We start from the raw sequence: 15,031 nt of genomic DNA, 5'->3' as shown, positions 1-15,031 counted from the left end.
CAGTGGCACAGTTTAAGGATTTTGTTCCCTTTTAAAACCTAAAAGGTGGACGTCCGTTCCCATCCGGAACGGCTCAAGGGATCTTTTGGATCAGGACCGGCTGCTGGGCAGGCTTGGGGATCATTTGGAGGACCCAGGAGCGGGTCGAGGCCGGGGTGACGGGCGGGGCGTCATCGTACCAAAGAACGGTCCGGTCGGCGTAATTCTCCATCCGTTTGAAATGGATCGAATGCCCGGAACCCGCTCGGGGGCCCAGCGTCAGGATCACCAATTGATTCTTGGTGAAATCCACGGCCGGCGGTTCCAGCCCCGGTTCCAGGATATGCCAAAAAATATCGTAGTGGGCTTGGTCCTCGATGACCTCCTGGTAAGGGATCGCGATGGGGATCGTGACGCCTCCCCATTGGGGCTGATTGGTCAGGTCGAGAACAAGGTCCAAGGAAGGGGTTCCCAGAACGGTGATGCCGTGTCGAGAGAGCCAGCGTTGGGTCCCTTTGACCAGGGAATTCTGACCGGCGTTCTGGATGAAGTGGGTCAGGAACACCAACCCAACGAAAAGGAAAAGAACGCCCAGGACCGGGATCAGGGTCGAAGAACGGGCGCGCTTCAGGTCGGGCATGACCACAGCAGAAGCTGAATTCGGCGAGGATGAAACGGCCGAAGATTCCTTGGAAGGCTTGGCTCTCTTGGAAGCCACGGGTTCAGGGGTCTTCGTGGTTTCCTTGGGTTTTCCCTTGAAGAGCCAGCGCAGCGCCTTGAAATCCCAGCTTTCCTTGGGAGGATTCGCCGAAACAGCCGGGCTCTTGAGGTTCCCTCCCCGAAGCCGGTCCAGTTCCTTGCGGGCGGAAGCACAGAGGTTCAAGTGACGGGCCACCATCCGTCGGTCCCGCGCCGACAAGGTGTCGCCCAGGTATCCCCTTAAAAGAGGATGGAGCTGCTCACATTCGTTCATTGACCACGATTCCCCTTTGGGTAAAGGAAGCCCGCCGGAAGTTCATGGTATCAAAAACGACGCCTTTCATCATCGGCCTTCAAAGCGGGAAGGTGGACATCGGATGACCTCGTCTTGACATTTACGGGACCCCTGAATACCGTAAGGCAGTCGAGACCGAAAAACCTTTCAAGAGGGAGGACTGGATGGAAACAAGTGGCGTTTATCTCGCCGAAATGGTGACCCGGTGGCTTCATGTGGTGGCCGGGATACTTTGGATCGGATTGCTCTATTTCTTCAATTTCGTCAACTCGAACTTCGCCAAGACCTTGGACGCCGACTCGAAGAAAAAGGTGGTCCCTGAACTGATGCCCCGGGCCCTTTTCTTCTTCCGGTGGGGGGCGATGTTCACCTTCCTCCTGGGCCTCCTGCTGATCTATTTCGTTTATCTTTCGCCCACGGGCGCCCGTCACGGTTCGTTCATGACCAACCCCATCCTCATCGGGGTCATTTTCGGGACCATCATGTGGTTCAACGTCTGGTTCATCATCTGGCCGGCCCAACGGAAGATCATCAATGGGATCAAGACCGGCAACCCGGCGGCACCCGAACTGGTGACCCGGGCCACCAACGCCTCGAAGGTCAATACCTATCTTTCCATTCCCCTGGTGTTCTTCATGCTTTCCGGGCCCCACCTATCCTTCTTGACCCTCGACATGGCTTCCAATTGGATCTGGATCCTCGTCATCGTCGCCATCGGCTTCGCGCTGGCCTGGCATCTTTACAAGATCGGCGCCAAAGTCTCGACCAACGTTTAAGAACGGCACAAATAAAAAAGGCCCAGGGGAAACCCGAGGGCCTTTTTTATTTTACGGACCGGTCATTCAATTGGTGATGGGATGGATCCCCGAGGATGAATTGCCCAAGATCTCCGGATCGAACTCGATCTTGTTCTCCAGGAAGTTCTTGAGGTAGGTGCGACGGACGATCTTGAAGAACTTTTCCAATTCGGGATCGGCGTGGTTGGCCTCTAGTGTCAGTAAATTCAAGGCGATCGCGAAAGCCGTCTCCACGTGCTCGTGACGGAATTGGATGCTTTTGGCCACATAATCGTTGTAACGTTTGATCCCCTGCCGGTAGATCCCCTTGGCCTTTTCGTTGTCGTTCCCTTGGTAGAACTTCCCCATCAAGTAGAAGACCTCCAGGTCCAGGACATCGGAATGGACGATGTTCTCGAACTGATTGACGGCCTCCACCCCATGGAGCTTCGAGGAAGAATCCTCGAAATAATGGTTCAGGCAATATTTCGCGAAGCGGGCCCGGAGTTGGTGATCTTGAGGGTTGCGGCGGAGGGCATCTTTATAGCGTTTCACTTCGACTTGGCGCACAAGCCGTTTGAGAAAGTTGAGGAAGGGCGAAGCGAGACTGGCGAGAAGGCTCATGGTAAAAAAATTTTACCATCGAGGGGGAACTTGTCAAAGCGTAAGGTTCGGGCCAAAAACCATCCGTCAAAATTGTTGGGTGGTTTTTGGTTCCACCTGGGTGGACCTTACAAAAAATGGCTTAAAAAATGTCGTTCGGGACGAAAACTTCCCGGCTTTGCAAACTCCGCAATTGGTCGACCTGTTGGGGCGTGAGGATGTTCTTCTCGATCTCAAGCTCCGCCTTGATCTGGGCGCTGTATTTCTTGGCCAAAAGGGCCCCGATCTCGGAGGTCAATTGGTCGATCCGGTCCGGGTCCGGTTCCGGTTTTTCTATTTCATTCTCAAGCTCGACCCTTTTCACCTTGAATTGACCCTCCAGGACCGCGATCTGCTTGCGGTAAGCGGCCCGGTTCTTACGTAAAAGGGCCTTCTGCTCCCTTGTCACCTGGAGTTTGTCCATCAACTCCTTGCGGGTCAACCGGGGTTGGGTGGCCTCTCCGGACCTCGGGGCCGCAGGAGTGGCCGAGGGGGCATCCGCCCAAAGACAGGTGCCTCCCAAAACCATTGTCAAAAGCAGGATCGAAAACCCAAGGTTCTTTTTCATCGGTGCTCTCCCGGTCTAAAGAAAGATCGCGTCGGAAGCCAACTCATCGACCTGCACCTCGTCCGTCATCGCGGGGGTCAGGGGTGAACTATCGGACAATAAAGTGGAGACCTTGATCAAATTCTGGTCCCGGACCATGGCCCCCATCGGGTTCGAAACATTGATCAAATGAGTGGCGATCTCGCTGTTATCGTCCATATTCCCTTGATAGAAATAGGCCGACAAGGCCAAGAACAGACAAGCGGCCATGGCGACCCAACGGACCGGATGGCCCCAAGGCCTCCAGACCCAATGGGTTTTCGGTTCGGCCAAACGCTCCTCGATCCGGGTCCAAGCCCTCTCGAAAACGGCGGGATGGGACTGGATCTTTCCCATCTTCCGGATCTCGCGTTCTATCTGGTTCTCGATCTTCGACTTCTGCATAACGACTCCCTCTTCGTTCAGACATCTTCCTTGCTCAGGCCCTCTTTTTCCAGGGCCTCCTTTAAAAAAGCCTTGGCCCGGTGGATGTTGGACTTCACGGACCCCAAGGACAACTTCAACGCCACCGCGATGTCCTCGTAACTCATGTCCTCCATCTCGCACATCAAGAGGCAGGCCTTTTGTTTTCCGGGCAGCCGGCCCAATGCCCGGAGGATGGCCGGACTGAACCCCAGATCAGGGATTTTTTCGCTGTCCTTTTTATCTTCCGCCTCGGGCGTGTTCTCGAAACCGAGGAACGTCAATATCTTCCTTCGTCGAAGGATGTCCAAACAATGGTTCGTGGTCATCCGATACAACCATGTGCTGAAGGCCGAATCACCCCGGTATTTCCCGATCCGGTCGAAGACTTTCAGGTAGATCTCTTGGAGCACATCCTCCGCGTCCTGGGGAGACCCTAACATGCGCCAGGAAAGGTTATAGACCTTGGTGCGATGAAGCTCAAAAAGCACCTGGAGCCCAGAGACATCCCCTTTTTGGCAGCGCTCAATGGCTTCCAATTCCGTCATGGATCACCTGGTTCTCTTGAACATTGGACGGCCCAACGGTCTTTTCGGTTCCAAATAAGGGCTTTTCCCGTCCCTACGAGTAACTTGGGCCGGAACAGGTTTATCACGTTCTTTCGGCCCTTTTTAAGCCCTTAGGCATCCCGGAGGAAGGTCAAAAGACTGCGGACCATCAATCCGGTCCCTCCATAGGCCAGGTAAGGGACGGCAGGATACTCCCTCTCCAAATAGGCCGGCCCGGCGATATCCAAATGGACCCAAGGCGTTTCCCCGACGAACTCCTGGAGGAAAAGTCCGCCGATGATGGAGCCTGCCTCGCGGCCGCCCCCAATATTCTTGATATCGGCCACTTTGCTCTTGATGTCCTCCCGATATTCCGGGACCAAGGGAAGTTCCCAGATCCGCTCGCCTTCCTTCTCCGTGGCGGCCTTGACCTGGGCCATCAAGGCCTCGTCGTTCCCCATGGCCCCGGTCACCAGGGACCCAAGTGCCACGATACAAGCTCCCGTAAGGGTCGCCATATCCACGATCTGGTCCACTTTCCGCTCAACGGCATAAGAAAGGGCGTCGGACAGGACCAGGCGTCCCTCCGCGTCGGTGTTCAAGACTTCCATGGTCTTGCCGTTCATGGCTTTGAGGACATCCCCCGGCTTATAAGCCCGGCCCCCGGGCATGTTCTCGGTGGTGGCGATGATGCCGTGGACCTCCACCGAGGGTTTGAGCTTGGCGATCTGGCTGAAGACACCCAGGACGGCCGCGGCGCCTGACATGTCCATTTTCATGGTTTCCATCGAACCGGCAGGCTTCAGGGAAAGGCCACCCGAGTCGAAAGTGATCCCTTTGCCCACGATGGCCACGGACTTACGGGCCTTGCCCCGGGGTTTGTAATGCAAATGGATCAGATAGGGCTCCTGGGCGCTCCCGATATTGACCCCCAGGATCCCCCCCGCTCCCATCCGCTTCAACTCGGCCTTGCCGAAGATCTTGACCTTGACGGCACCGCTCGCCATTTTCCGGGCCGCATCGGCCAAGACCCTGGGGGTCACGTCGCTCGGGGCCCCATTGATCAGGTCCCGGGCCAACAGGACACCCGAGGTATAGAGCTTGGCCTCTTCAAGGGCCTTCACGACCTGCCCTTTTTGCTCCTTGGCTACATGGACGTCCAGTGTTTGAAGGCCTTTCGGGGCGTCCTTCATTTGCGTCTTATAGCGGTTGAATTGATAGGAACCCAGGATCGCTCCCTCGGCGAAGGCTTTAAGGAATTCGGCCCCGAAAGAACGGGGCCATTCCATAGTGGCCTCTTCGACCCTTAATTCTCGGGCTTTACGGGCCAGCCGGCCGCCTGCCCTTCGAAAGGCCTCCAGGTTTTTCTCCCCCTTTGACCCAAGACCCAATAGGACCCAACGGATCTCCTGGGTGTGGAGAACCCCACTTTGTCCGGTCTTCCCCTGGAACCCCTCCTGGGCGATCTCCGCCCGCAAGGTCGTCCCGCTTTTACCCGGATCGTTCACGATCCCAGTATCCGAATCGAATGCCAGCCCGATCTTGGTCTTCAAGTTCTTGGAAGCGTTCACGGAAAATTCCATCACGGTCCCTCCCGGGAAATTTCAAGTCGTTCTCGGATGCCCATCTTATATAAGTGAATATCGGGGAAATTGGAAGTCGTGGATCTTTGGATCTTTAAGGAACGAACTGTCGGTAAAGACCCTGCCTTTGGAGCCGTCGCTTGATCAACCCCAAAGCCCGGTCCAGTTTTTCCTTATTGCCCGGTAAATAAGGCCAAGGACTGGCTCCCGAAGGATGTGGCAAGGGGATGACCCAAACGGGACCGGCCGGAAGCTCTTGGCGGAACTCCTTCCCAATGGCCTCTGAAAAAGGAAGAGGGCCCAGGATGCGCTCGATGGCCAATCCCCCGATCGGAACGACCACGGTCGGAGCCAACAACTCCAAGGCCTTTTCCAGAAAAGGTGCGCAGTGGGCCACTTCCCGAGGATTGGGCTTCCGATCGCCCTTTCCATGGGAGGCTTTGCCCGGGTAGCACTTGGTCACCGCCGTGATATAAGCATTGCGGCGGATGAGGTCTTCGGTCATTCCCAATGTGAGGAACCACTGGAAAAGCCTCTTCCCGGCCGTCCAGGCAAAATTCTTTTGGGCCAAGGGCTCCCGCACGCCCGGCGCCTGGCCCAGGAGGAACAACCCTCCCTTTTCAGCTTTGCCCGTTCCAGGGACCGGTTTGTTCCCCCCATGCAGAAAACAGAGGGAACAGGATCGGATCCTGCGATGAAGCCCCCCCAGTTCGGCGGAAAGGCCTCTCTTTCCGTTAATTGCCGTCCTTATTGTCCCCATCCGTTTTGGACTTATCGCTCGTGTCATTGGCATTCTTGTCGCCGTCCGAAGCGCCTTCATCCTTCGCCGAATAGGCCTTAGCCGCTTCCGGATCGACCTCCCTCAATTCATCCAGGGCCATCTCCAAATTGTCGTGATGATAGGAGGGATCGATCGAATTCATCTGGTAAAAACAATCGACCGCCTTCTTAAGCTCTCCCCCCTTGCCCTTCCCCGAATCATAGATCGCAAGGTAACTCACCCCAAGGCTGTTCAGGAAGACCTTCTTTTCTTTATCGCTCAATTTATAGGTAAGGGACCTTTCAAAATGAGGGACCGCATCCGCCGGATGATGGGTATCTAAAAGCAGCTTGCCCTGACGATTGGCGGCCGATCCCTTGGCATCGGCTGAATGCGCCGCATCCTCGGCCATTTTATAGACCTTCATCGCCTCTTTGAACTGGCCTTCTTCCTGGATCTTATCTCCGTAGGCGCAGAGTTCCTTGAAACCCATCCGGGTCAGATCAGGCGCAGGTTCCGGAGTAGATTTCGCATAACTCTCTTCGCGGGTCTGATCGGCCTTGGCCCGCTCTAGAAGCTCCGGGTCGTCCCCGCTGGCTTCCAGGTTCTTGATCACATCCGCGAGGATGACGGCATCCGCCAAACCATATTCATAAAGGTGGTATTCCACGACGCCCAGGTTCTTGAGTGCGACCTTGTTCCCGGCGTCCTGCTCCACCGCACGGGAAAAATCCTTTTGGGCCCCTTCCAGATCCTTCGCCTTCAGCAAGGCCCATCCTTGCGCATTGGCCATTTGGCTTTTTCCCTTGGGCGTCGACGCCAGGGTTTCGGCCGCACCATAAGCCTTGGCCGCGTCCTTGAACCGGCGGTCCTTGAGGGCATCATTACCGGCGGAATAAGCTTCTTTGAAACTGCCGTAAGAAGGTTCCACCTGGGCGGACGCCCCTTTATCGCTTTGAGCGCCGGCACCCACAGGGATCAAGAACATCCCCAGAACGACCCAACGTCCAAGATTGAGCATTTCACCCTCCCGAGATAAACGATCCAAAGGCGCCTCTATCTTACTTCGGAAAAAGATTTCAGGGTGGAATCTCACGCATGCCCGACACCGGCCTAGGTATAATTCCTTTGTTTTAGGGCCACGAATGTATTATTTTCAAAACCACCCGGCGCTCCCAAAGGATCCTCTTCATGCTCAAGCAAAAACGTACCTGGATCGGCTTGGCCTTCATCCTCTTTACCTTTTATTTCCTGTTCCGGAACATCGACAAGGACAAATTCTTGGCCGCACTGGCCCATTTCCAGTTGATCTGGCTGGTTCCCGCCCTCTCCATCTATATGTTCGGGTACGTCATCCGAGGTTTCCGGTGGGTCGTCCTTCTTTCGCCCATCAAAAAGTGTAAATTCACCTCCCTTTTCCCCACTCTCATCGTCGGTTTCATGGCCAACAACGTACTTCCGGCCCGTGCCGGGGAATTCATCCGGGCCCATCTGAACGGGACCAAGGAGGGCATCAGCCGAAGCGCCTCCTTTGCAACGATCATCCTGGAACGTCTCTTCGACGGCTTGACCATGATCATCCTGCTCTGGGCCTCCTTGAGCCTGGGCCACCTACCCATCCAGGAATCCACGATGCCGGCCAGCATCCAACACGCCATCGATTGGTCCCCCTGGGTCTTCGGTTCCGCCTTTTTGATCCTTTTCGGCCTGCTCCTCTTCAAAGAACTGGCCATCAAGGTCATCGGTTTCTTCATCTCACTTGCCCCTTCCAAGTTCCACGAACCCATGGAAAAGCTGGCCCATACCTTTATCGATGGACTGACGATCCTCAAGAGCGCCAAGGAATCCATTTTGGTGCTGACTTTTTCTCTGGTCGCCTGGGCCTGTGAATTCACCTCGTACTATTTCTTCGGGGTCGGCATGGGCATTGCCCCCAGCCCCTTGACCCTTTGGTCCTCGGCCTTGTTGATGGCCATCGTGAACCTGGGGATCTTGATCCCGAACGCACCCGGCGGGATCGGGCTTTTCGAGTTCATTGGAGTGGCCCTCCTGTTGCCTTTCGGGGTCCAGAAAGAGACCGCGGTGGGTTATATGTTCTTGGTCCATTTCCTGGTCCTGATCCCCATTACCCTCCTGGGTTTTTATTTCTACCGGCACGAACATATCCAGCTGAACGCGATCGAGAAGGACGATAAACCTGCGCCCAGGACCAAGAAGACCTTAAGACCGAAGAAAAGAAAGGTTTCAAAATGAGGATCGGGATCGTCGGCGCCGGGGTCTCAGGGCTGACTGCGGCCTATCGTTTGGCCAAGAAAGGCCACCAGGTCGAGGTCTTCGAGGCGGCCGACCACGTGGGCGGGTTGGCGGCGGGGTTCAAGGTGGCCGGGACCTCCCTGGAAAAGTACTACCATCACATCTTCACCAGCGATACCTGCATCCGGGGCCTGGTCGACGAATTGGGTCTCCGGGACAGCCTCCATTGGCTGACCAGCCAAATGGGCTTCACCTATAAAGGCAAGCTCTACCCTTTCGGTACCCCCCAGCAATTGCTGGCTTTCACCCCTTTGCCTTTCTGGGAAAGGATCTGGTTCGGGGTCCAGGCCCTCTACTTGGGAAAGGTGAACGATTGGAAAAAGTACGAGGCTGTCACGGCTTCCGACTGGATGAGGAAATACTCGGGCCCGAACATTTGGCGGGTGATCTGGGAGCCTTTATTACGGGGCAAGTTCGGGAAATACGCCGATAAGGTGGCCATGGCCTGGCTTTGGGCCCGTATCCACACCCGCGCTTCCTCCCGGAAAGGGTCCCAGGAAAAGCTCGGCTATTTCCAAGGAGGGTTCGAGGTGTTCCATGACGGTCTAGCTAAGGCCGCCAAGGAAGCCGGGGTCCAATTGAACCTCAGCGCTCCTATCCAAAGGGTTCTGACCCAGGACAGCAAGATCAAAGGATTGGAGGTGTCCGGGAAAATCAAGGATTTCGACCAGGTCATCTTTGCGGCCGCGACCCCCATTTTCTTGCGGACCTGTCCGGAACTTCCGGCCGATTACGTCAAACGCCTGACCCAATTGGACTTCCTGGGAGCCCAATGCTTGGTCTTGGTCTTGAAACGGAAGTTCAGCGACCTTTATTGGATCAACATCGCTGACGCCGATATCCCCATCCTGGCCCTCATCGAACACACCAATTTCGCGCCTAGGGAATGGTACCAGGGCAAACACATCATGTACGTGGGCAATTATCTTCCCCAGGACCACCGCTATTTCAAAATGAAGAAGGAGGAGATCCTGCAGGAACTCCTTCCCCACCTCAAGAAGATCAATGCCGAATTCGACGAGAGTTGGCTGGAAGAGGCCTTCCTATTCCAGGACCTTTTCGCCCAACCGGTCGTCCCCCTCCACTACAGCGACGTAAAACCAACCTACGAAACCCCCATCCAAGGGCTCACCTTGGCCAATATGGCCTTGGTCTACCCCGAGGACCGCGGAACCAATTTCGCGGTGGATGTCGGGAACAAGGCCGCCCGGTTGGTGGATCCCAGCGTCGAGATCCCCGCTTTCCACGAATAGGCTCGCCCACGCGCCTAAAAAGTCGCTCCCCTTCCGTTCTCGTTCCATGGATGCTCGCCTTTTCAAGTGGCCCCCGAACGCTGAACTTGAAAAGCGTTCGGGGTCACTCAATAATGCAGGCGTCACTGGTATTTCCAGCGTTCCAAGCTTTCCCAACTCATGCTTGAAGGAGCGGTCATGCCCAAGGTTTCCTACCTCTCGGTCTTTTTCCCCTGTTACAACGAGGAAGCCAATGTCGAACGGATGGTGAACACGGCCCAACAAGTCCTCCCTGAATTGGCCGAAAGATGGGAGATCATTCCCGTGAACGACGGGAGCAAGGATAGGACCTGGGAGATCATCGAGCGCCTCGCCAAGGCCGACCCCAACGTCCATCCCGTAAATCACGAAAAGAACCAGGGTTATGGGGGCGCCGTCATCTCCGGCTACAACGCCAGTAAGGGCGATCTGGTCTTTTTCACCGACGGCGACCTGCAATTCGACTTGAGGGAATTGACACTTCTGATCGAGAAGCTGGATGAAGGGGACCTGATCCTGGGCTACCGCAAGAACCGCCGGGACCCATGGCACCGTAAATTGAACGCTTTCATGTGGGGTTCACTGGTGAAATTCTTGTTCGGGTTCAAAGTGAGGGACGTGGATTGCGCCTTTAAGCTCATCAAGCGCGAAGTGGTGAACAAGGTAAAACTGTCGGCCGGTGGGGCGATGGTCTCGACCGAACTTCTGGCCCGGGCCAACCGGGCGGGGTTCCGTTTCGTAGAAGTGGGGGTGACCCACTATCCCCGCACGGCGGGCACCCAAACAGGGGCCAAACTTTCGGTGATCCTTCGGGCCTTCAAGGAACTTTTCAAGCTTTACGGCAAGATCAAGGACCAGCCCCGGGGCTGAATCGCCTCAATCGGCCTTGGTTTGGAGGAATTGAATGTGGGTCTGGGCGTTCTGGGTGAGGTCGGGGCTCTTCGAGTACTGGGCTACTTTCTGCCAAGCCTCCAAGGCCTCCTCCCTCTTCCCCATCTTCTCATAAGAAATGGCGATATCGTCGTAGATGGCGGCGTCCTCGGGTTTTAATTCCGAAGCTCGTTTCAGGTGCTCAAGCGCTTCCGGATATTGGCTCTGGTCCAAATACGCGTCGCCGAGGTCGTAAAGATAATCCGCGTTCTGGCCATCGGCCTCGACGGCCTTTTGGAACAGCGGCATTGCCTCTTCGTAATTCCCCTCTCTTTTCAGATGCATCCCGAGATTGTTCATGACCTGGGCATTGTTTGGATCGAAACGCAGGGACATCTTGTACATCCGGACCGCCGGGTCATCCATGTCAAAGCGGGAATAGAGATACCCCAGGGCGAAATAGGCCTTAGCGTAGGTAGGATCGATCTCTAAAGCCTTCTTCAAGTAGTCGAAGGAGGCCTGGTAATGATGGGCATCATACTGTTGCTGTCCTTTTTTATAGAAACCTTCCGGCGAACCTAGTTCGACCGGTCTTTCGCTTACCATGGGTTTCTTGGGGGCTTTCCCCCGGGCATGATGCGCCGGTTTCACAGGTTCTTCCGGGGCCACCATCTTGGCCTCTTGCCGCTCGGTCAAATGCCCCGTCCAATGCGTCAATTCACCCCAAAAACCGCCGCAAACCAAAAGGATGATCAGGAAGAGCCATAGGAGCTCCACCAGATCGCGGCCCAGGTCCCGAGCTTGATAGCCCCCTTCCTGGGGTTCCGATTCGGCCTTGGCTTTGGCGGCCGCCACCTTGGGCAGTTCGGTGCCGCACTTAACGCATATCTTCGTGCCATCCGGATTTTCAGCATGGCAGGCAGGGCAGACGATCATGAAAAGACCTCGAGCTCTTTTTTGTTCCCCGGAATCGATTTCGGAACCGAAAAAATCCAATCCTGCGAGGGGATACTTTACCCCCCGGTCTCAAAACCTGTCAATTTTTTTGGCGCTCTGCCCAGGTTGACCCTTCCAAACCGGAAGGTTTCAGCCCTTTCCCTGATCGACCGCGGACCTTAGCTGCTGGGAGACCTTTTGGAGTTGGGCCAAGCCATCCTCCACCACCACGAATCGGTCCCGGACTTGGTCACCCGAAAGGTAGATCCGGTTGATCAATTGCAAAAGGAGCTCGTTGTCGTTCCGCTGATCCTCCAGGGCCTGGGATATCTCCCCCAAAAGACCTCCTGCCTTGCGGATGGACTTGACGATGTTCATGAAGACGTCCCCCGCGCTATAGACCACATTGACGTTCTCCTCGATCTTCCCGGTCGTGCTGATGAGCGAAATGGCGCTGGAGGTCTTGGAACGAATGTCATCCACCAGGTGCTTGACATCTCCCGCCGCTTTGGCCGAAGCTTCCGCGAGGGTCTTGATCTCCGCAGCCACGACCGCGAATCCCTGCCCATGCTCCCCAGCTCGGGCCGCTTCGATACCCGCATTCAAGGCGAGGAGATTGGTCTTTCGGGCAATGGTGGTTATGGTCGCCAGGAAATCGCCGATCTGGTCCGATGCCAGGCTCAATTGCTGGATGACCTCGGCGGAGGAACCGATGGTGGCCTTCAAGTCCGTCATGGCCTTGATCTCCTTCCCCACCGACTTGATCCCCTCCGTGGCCGAGCGAGCCGCCTCGTCCGTGTCCTGGGCTACCTTTTTGCTGTCGTTGACGATCAGTTCATTGAGTTGAAGGACCGAGCGGTTGATCCTCCCGGCCTTTTCAATGCCAGAGGCCCAATCCCGGGTCACTTCCCGGAAATTGTGGACCGATCTGTTCAGTTCATCCAATTCCTGGAAGAACGAACGCCATTCCTCCTCGGCGACCGGACGACGGAGCGCGGAAGGCACAATGGCCAAGGGATCGGGGGCAACGGAGGCGATCGGGGTCCCGCGTTCCAGGAGGGATCGAACAAACCAGAGGGACGGCTCCTCGGGGAGGTTTCCCTGGCTGAGGGCCGAACGCAATTCCTCGGGGCAATTGGGATGATCGGCAAGTTTCCGAAGGTCGCGGGACCGCCGGGCGGACAAGCGGCGGTGGTGGATATATCCGAGGGTCCAAGATAGAAGGGCTCCCACCGGAACCCCTGCCAGGGGCCCCAACGGAAGGAAAAACCCTAAAAATCCGCCCACGATAGGGAATAAGAACCAAGTATCGAAAAAGATGGATGTGGGTTCTATCTTCATGAAGAGATTATGGTCCGGTGGACTTGGCCAAGTACCCCTTCAGGAACTCGACATCTTCTTCCTTCATGGCCAAGAAGTGAAGACCTCCACCCGTCTCGTTCGACCAAACCACTTCCGCAAAAGCGGAGACAAGCCTGCTCTTTTCGGGCACCGAAATATCAAGACGGAGGATGCTGCCCACGTTCAGAAGTTGGTCCGCGACGATGTAAAGACCCCCCAGGCTCACGTCCATGGTCTGGGTGGTCTGTTCCTTTTTACGGCGTTCAAAGACGGTCTCGATCTCTTTTTGGTCCTCGATGACCCTGAACTTCACCGGGATCTTGACCGAAACACGGGGGTGGACCCTTTTTTCAACATACATGTTGGCTTCAGGCATTCGTTTCCCTCCGAATAGACCGGATCATTATAAGGGCCTGAAAGCAATGGAAAGCGAAAAGACCCATCCCGCATCCGGTCGATAAACCGGGGTCAAGAATTCCTCAGGGAAAAAAGCCAGGCTTCCATCCGCCGAAAAATCCTTGTCGACCTTGATCACTAAACCCGCCTTCGAGAAAAAAAGCCAATCCGTGATCCCGCTTTGCCCCGTCAAACCATAAGGGACCGGGGATCGGTCGAAAAGCATCTCCCCACTGGCCCTCATCTGGAGTTGATAGTAAAGACTTACGGCTCTTTGGGCCCGGTGAAAGACGGCCCACTCACCACGGAATTCGGCGAAAAGGTTGTCCGGCCAATGGAAAACACCCCCTCCAAAAAGGGGGTTGGATGGATCCAACATCAAATCTTCCGATTTTTCATAGTGTATACTTTGAAAAAAGGAAAATCCATCGAGTTCTTCCCCGGCCACCAGACCGAAAGCCGCCGAACCGGCTCCTTTACCGGTGGATAGGAGCGGGAAAGCCATCGCGAACGGATTCGTCCCGGTCGGCAGCCTTACCCAGCCATCCAAACCGAAAAAACCTCCACTCACCCTCTGCCCTATCAGCAAGTAGCTCGCCCCGACCTCGACGTCCCCCAGCTTGGCCAAGTTCTGGGTATTTCCCACCGCATCCACCAAGGCGTTCGCCTCGAACGGGATGGTCAAACGACCTTGGAGACGCTCGTCGGCCCACCCCTGGACCCGGACCCCGTATTGGATGCTTTGTATGGAGTAGCTGACAGGCCCCGGGGAACCACCGGTTTGTTTCACACCGTTAAAGAACAAGTCGGGAACACCGATGTTGACCCAATAGAAGCTTGGGCGCTCCTCGCGGAACAAGGCGATCGAAAAAGGATCGCGCGTGAAGTCAAGAACGGGATAAGGGTCCAATTGGAGAGCGAAAGACTGGCGCGGAATGAAAAGGACCAGGACGATGAACAGGAACAAGTTCCTCAAAACCGCCACGATCGCTCCGTCCGCCCTAGAAGCGGTAAGCCAAAACAGCGTTCGGATAAGGTTCAAGACCCAGGGAGACCGTCAAATGGTTCTGCTTGTTGTAATCGGAAGCGGTATTCATGGCATCTTGGATGCCAAATCCATAGGCCGCTAAAGTAGCGAGGCCAAAAAGGTTGCCGGCGGTCTCGTCCTTGGCCACCAGATCCCCGGAACCATTGTGGACCAATTGAAGGTTATCCAATGTCTGCCATAGACCCACCCCAAAAAGGGCCGCGAAGGCGATCCCTTTGAGCGGGTCCCCGGCGTAAACATGCCCTGATCCAGGGAGCACCACCGAGAACAAGGCCGCCACGGTCGGGTCTTTCGGCGAAAGCCCGGGCAAAGGGGTGGGTGTCGGGGTGGGAGCTTCGACTTGGGGCGCCATCACGGGGGTCGGCGTGGGTTGGGGCGTATTGTATTCGGTGATCTGACCCCAATTTTGGATCTCGGGGGTCGGGATCGGGGTCGGAGTAGCATTAGGAACATCCCAAAAACTCGGAGCCGCTTGAAGGAATCCGGCCAAAGCGAAAGAAACCAAGACCAGGAAGGAACGGTATTTCATGGGCACTAACTTATCCTTCGCCTATGGGGCTGTCAA

Annotated in this window: 17 protein-coding genes; 4 read left to right on the top strand and 13 right to left on the bottom strand. The window is 55.9% G+C overall.

The genetic code is table 11. The features are described from left to right. Positions 1–73 precede the first annotated feature (73 nt). Complete coding sequence (locus VHE12_10850) at positions 74–952, bottom strand: hypothetical protein (GenBank protein HVZ81274.1); 879 nt, start codon at positions 950–952, stop codon at positions 74–76. A gap of 185 nt (positions 953–1,137) precedes the next feature. Here VHE12_10850 and VHE12_10845 point away from each other — a divergent pair, with 185 nt between their 5' ends. Continuing rightward, a complete protein-coding gene (locus VHE12_10845; GenBank protein HVZ81273.1) occupies positions 1,138–1,749 on the top strand; it encodes a urate hydroxylase PuuD in 612 nt (203 codons plus the stop codon). Positions 1,750–1,815: 66 nt separating this feature from the next. Here VHE12_10845 and VHE12_10840 read toward each other — a convergent pair whose 3' ends face one another. The 7 genes from VHE12_10840 to VHE12_10810 all read right to left on the bottom strand — a co-directional run bounded on the left by VHE12_10840 (position 1,816) and on the right by VHE12_10810 (position 7,312). Continuing rightward, positions 1,816–2,373: a hypothetical protein gene (locus tag VHE12_10840; GenBank protein HVZ81272.1), complete on the bottom strand. Its 558-nt coding sequence runs from the start codon at positions 2,371–2,373 to the stop codon at positions 1,816–1,818. 121 nt (positions 2,374–2,494) lie between these two features. After that, positions 2,495–2,959, bottom strand: a complete 465-nt coding sequence (locus VHE12_10835; protein ID HVZ81271.1) for a periplasmic heavy metal sensor — start codon at positions 2,957–2,959, stop codon at positions 2,495–2,497. A 15-nt stretch (positions 2,960–2,974) separates the two neighbouring features. Beyond that, complete coding sequence (locus VHE12_10830) at positions 2,975–3,382, bottom strand: hypothetical protein (GenBank protein HVZ81270.1); 408 nt, start codon at positions 3,380–3,382, stop codon at positions 2,975–2,977. Positions 3,383–3,399: 17 nt separating this feature from the next. Then, positions 3,400–3,948: an RNA polymerase sigma factor gene (locus VHE12_10825; protein HVZ81269.1), complete on the bottom strand. Its 549-nt coding sequence runs from the start codon at positions 3,946–3,948 to the stop codon at positions 3,400–3,402. A gap of 131 nt (positions 3,949–4,079) precedes the next feature. After that, positions 4,080–5,531 carry a leucyl aminopeptidase gene (locus tag VHE12_10820; protein ID HVZ81268.1) on the bottom strand — a complete coding sequence of 484 codons (1,452 nt, stop codon included), beginning with the start codon at positions 5,529–5,531 and terminating at the stop codon, positions 4,080–4,082. A gap of 94 nt (positions 5,532–5,625) precedes the next feature. After that, positions 5,626–6,291, bottom strand: a complete 666-nt coding sequence (locus tag VHE12_10815; GenBank protein HVZ81267.1) for a uracil-DNA glycosylase family protein — start codon at positions 6,289–6,291, stop codon at positions 5,626–5,628. After that, positions 6,266–7,312: a tetratricopeptide repeat protein gene (locus tag VHE12_10810; protein ID HVZ81266.1), complete on the bottom strand. Its 1,047-nt coding sequence runs from the start codon at positions 7,310–7,312 to the stop codon at positions 6,266–6,268. The genes VHE12_10815 and VHE12_10810 overlap by 26 nt, the downstream gene beginning before the upstream one ends. Before the next feature lie 170 nt (positions 7,313–7,482). On the opposite strand from VHE12_10810, the gene VHE12_10805 reads away from it, so the two are divergent. The 3 genes from VHE12_10805 (at position 7,483) to VHE12_10795 (ending at position 10,745) form a co-directional block, all read left to right on the top strand. Next, positions 7,483–8,544 carry a lysylphosphatidylglycerol synthase transmembrane domain-containing protein gene (locus VHE12_10805; protein HVZ81265.1) on the top strand — a complete coding sequence of 354 codons (1,062 nt, stop codon included), beginning with the start codon at positions 7,483–7,485 and terminating at the stop codon, positions 8,542–8,544. Continuing rightward, entirely contained in the window at positions 8,541–9,857 is a 1,317-nt protein-coding gene (locus VHE12_10800) for an NAD(P)/FAD-dependent oxidoreductase (GenBank protein ID HVZ81264.1), read from the top strand. Before VHE12_10805 ends, VHE12_10800 begins: the two co-directional genes overlap by 4 nt. A gap of 177 nt (positions 9,858–10,034) precedes the next feature. Next, positions 10,035–10,745: a glycosyltransferase family 2 protein gene (locus tag VHE12_10795; protein HVZ81263.1), complete on the top strand. Its 711-nt coding sequence runs from the start codon at positions 10,035–10,037 to the stop codon at positions 10,743–10,745. A 6-nt stretch (positions 10,746–10,751) separates the two neighbouring features. Here the strand turns inward: VHE12_10795 and VHE12_10790 are convergent, their stop codons facing one another. From VHE12_10790 to VHE12_10770, 5 genes are all read right to left on the bottom strand, one after another. Next, positions 10,752–11,681 (bottom strand): tetratricopeptide repeat protein, encoded by a 930-nt coding sequence (locus tag VHE12_10790; GenBank protein ID HVZ81262.1) that lies wholly within the window; start codon positions 11,679–11,681, stop codon positions 10,752–10,754. 150 nt (positions 11,682–11,831) lie between these two features. Beyond that, positions 11,832–13,022, bottom strand: a complete 1,191-nt coding sequence (locus VHE12_10785) for a methyl-accepting chemotaxis protein (GenBank protein ID HVZ81261.1) — start codon at positions 13,020–13,022, stop codon at positions 11,832–11,834. Positions 13,023–13,029: 7 nt separating this feature from the next. Beyond that, positions 13,030–13,398, bottom strand: a complete 369-nt coding sequence (locus VHE12_10780; protein HVZ81260.1) for a PilZ domain-containing protein — start codon at positions 13,396–13,398, stop codon at positions 13,030–13,032. A 27-nt stretch (positions 13,399–13,425) separates the two neighbouring features. Then, complete coding sequence (locus tag VHE12_10775; GenBank protein HVZ81259.1) at positions 13,426–14,394, bottom strand: hypothetical protein; 969 nt, start codon at positions 14,392–14,394, stop codon at positions 13,426–13,428. A 25-nt stretch (positions 14,395–14,419) separates the two neighbouring features. Beyond that, on the bottom strand, positions 14,420–14,995 hold the full coding sequence (locus VHE12_10770; GenBank protein ID HVZ81258.1) for a hypothetical protein: 576 nt from the start codon (positions 14,993–14,995) through the stop codon (positions 14,420–14,422). Positions 14,996–15,031: the final 36 nt, after the last annotated feature.

This window comes from bacterium, assembly GCA_035549195.1.
In the GTDB taxonomy this organism is placed as follows: domain Bacteria; phylum Oederibacteriota; class Muellerivitia; order Muellerivitales; family Muellerivitaceae; genus DASZRK01.
Note: the sequence above shows the minus strand (reverse complement) of the source record. Positions and strands in the feature narration are given on the sequence as shown.

Excerpts from the sequence above, each read along its gene's own strand:
- VHE12_10850 (HVZ81274.1), bottom strand. The coding sequence starts at position 952 with ATGAACGAATGTGAGCAGCTCCATCCTCTTTTAAGGGGATACCTGGGC.
- VHE12_10845 (HVZ81273.1), top strand. The coding sequence starts at position 1,138 with ATGGAAACAAGTGGCGTTTATCTCGCCGAAATGGTGACCCGGTGGCTT.
- VHE12_10840 (HVZ81272.1), bottom strand. The coding sequence starts at position 2,373 with ATGAGCCTTCTCGCCAGTCTCGCTTCGCCCTTCCTCAACTTTCTCAAA.
- VHE12_10835 (HVZ81271.1), bottom strand. The coding sequence starts at position 2,959 with ATGAAAAAGAACCTTGGGTTTTCGATCCTGCTTTTGACAATGGTTTTG.
- VHE12_10830 (HVZ81270.1), bottom strand. The coding sequence starts at position 3,382 with ATGCAGAAGTCGAAGATCGAGAACCAGATAGAACGCGAGATCCGGAAG.
- VHE12_10825 (HVZ81269.1), bottom strand. The coding sequence starts at position 3,948 with ATGACGGAATTGGAAGCCATTGAGCGCTGCCAAAAAGGGGATGTCTCT.
- VHE12_10820 (HVZ81268.1), bottom strand. The coding sequence starts at position 5,531 with ATGGAATTTTCCGTGAACGCTTCCAAGAACTTGAAGACCAAGATCGGG.
- VHE12_10815 (HVZ81267.1), bottom strand. The coding sequence starts at position 6,291 with ATGGGGACAATAAGGACGGCAATTAACGGAAAGAGAGGCCTTTCCGCC.
- VHE12_10810 (HVZ81266.1), bottom strand. The coding sequence starts at position 7,312 with ATGCTCAATCTTGGACGTTGGGTCGTTCTGGGGATGTTCTTGATCCCT.
- VHE12_10805 (HVZ81265.1), top strand. The coding sequence starts at position 7,483 with ATGCTCAAGCAAAAACGTACCTGGATCGGCTTGGCCTTCATCCTCTTT.
- VHE12_10800 (HVZ81264.1), top strand. The coding sequence starts at position 8,541 with ATGAGGATCGGGATCGTCGGCGCCGGGGTCTCAGGGCTGACTGCGGCC.
- VHE12_10795 (HVZ81263.1), top strand. The coding sequence starts at position 10,035 with ATGCCCAAGGTTTCCTACCTCTCGGTCTTTTTCCCCTGTTACAACGAG.
- VHE12_10790 (HVZ81262.1), bottom strand. The coding sequence starts at position 11,681 with ATGATCGTCTGCCCTGCCTGCCATGCTGAAAATCCGGATGGCACGAAG.
- VHE12_10785 (HVZ81261.1), bottom strand. The coding sequence starts at position 13,022 with ATGAAGATAGAACCCACATCCATCTTTTTCGATACTTGGTTCTTATTC.
- VHE12_10780 (HVZ81260.1), bottom strand. The coding sequence starts at position 13,398 with ATGCCTGAAGCCAACATGTATGTTGAAAAAAGGGTCCACCCCCGTGTT.
- VHE12_10770 (HVZ81258.1), bottom strand. The coding sequence starts at position 14,995 with ATGAAATACCGTTCCTTCCTGGTCTTGGTTTCTTTCGCTTTGGCCGGA.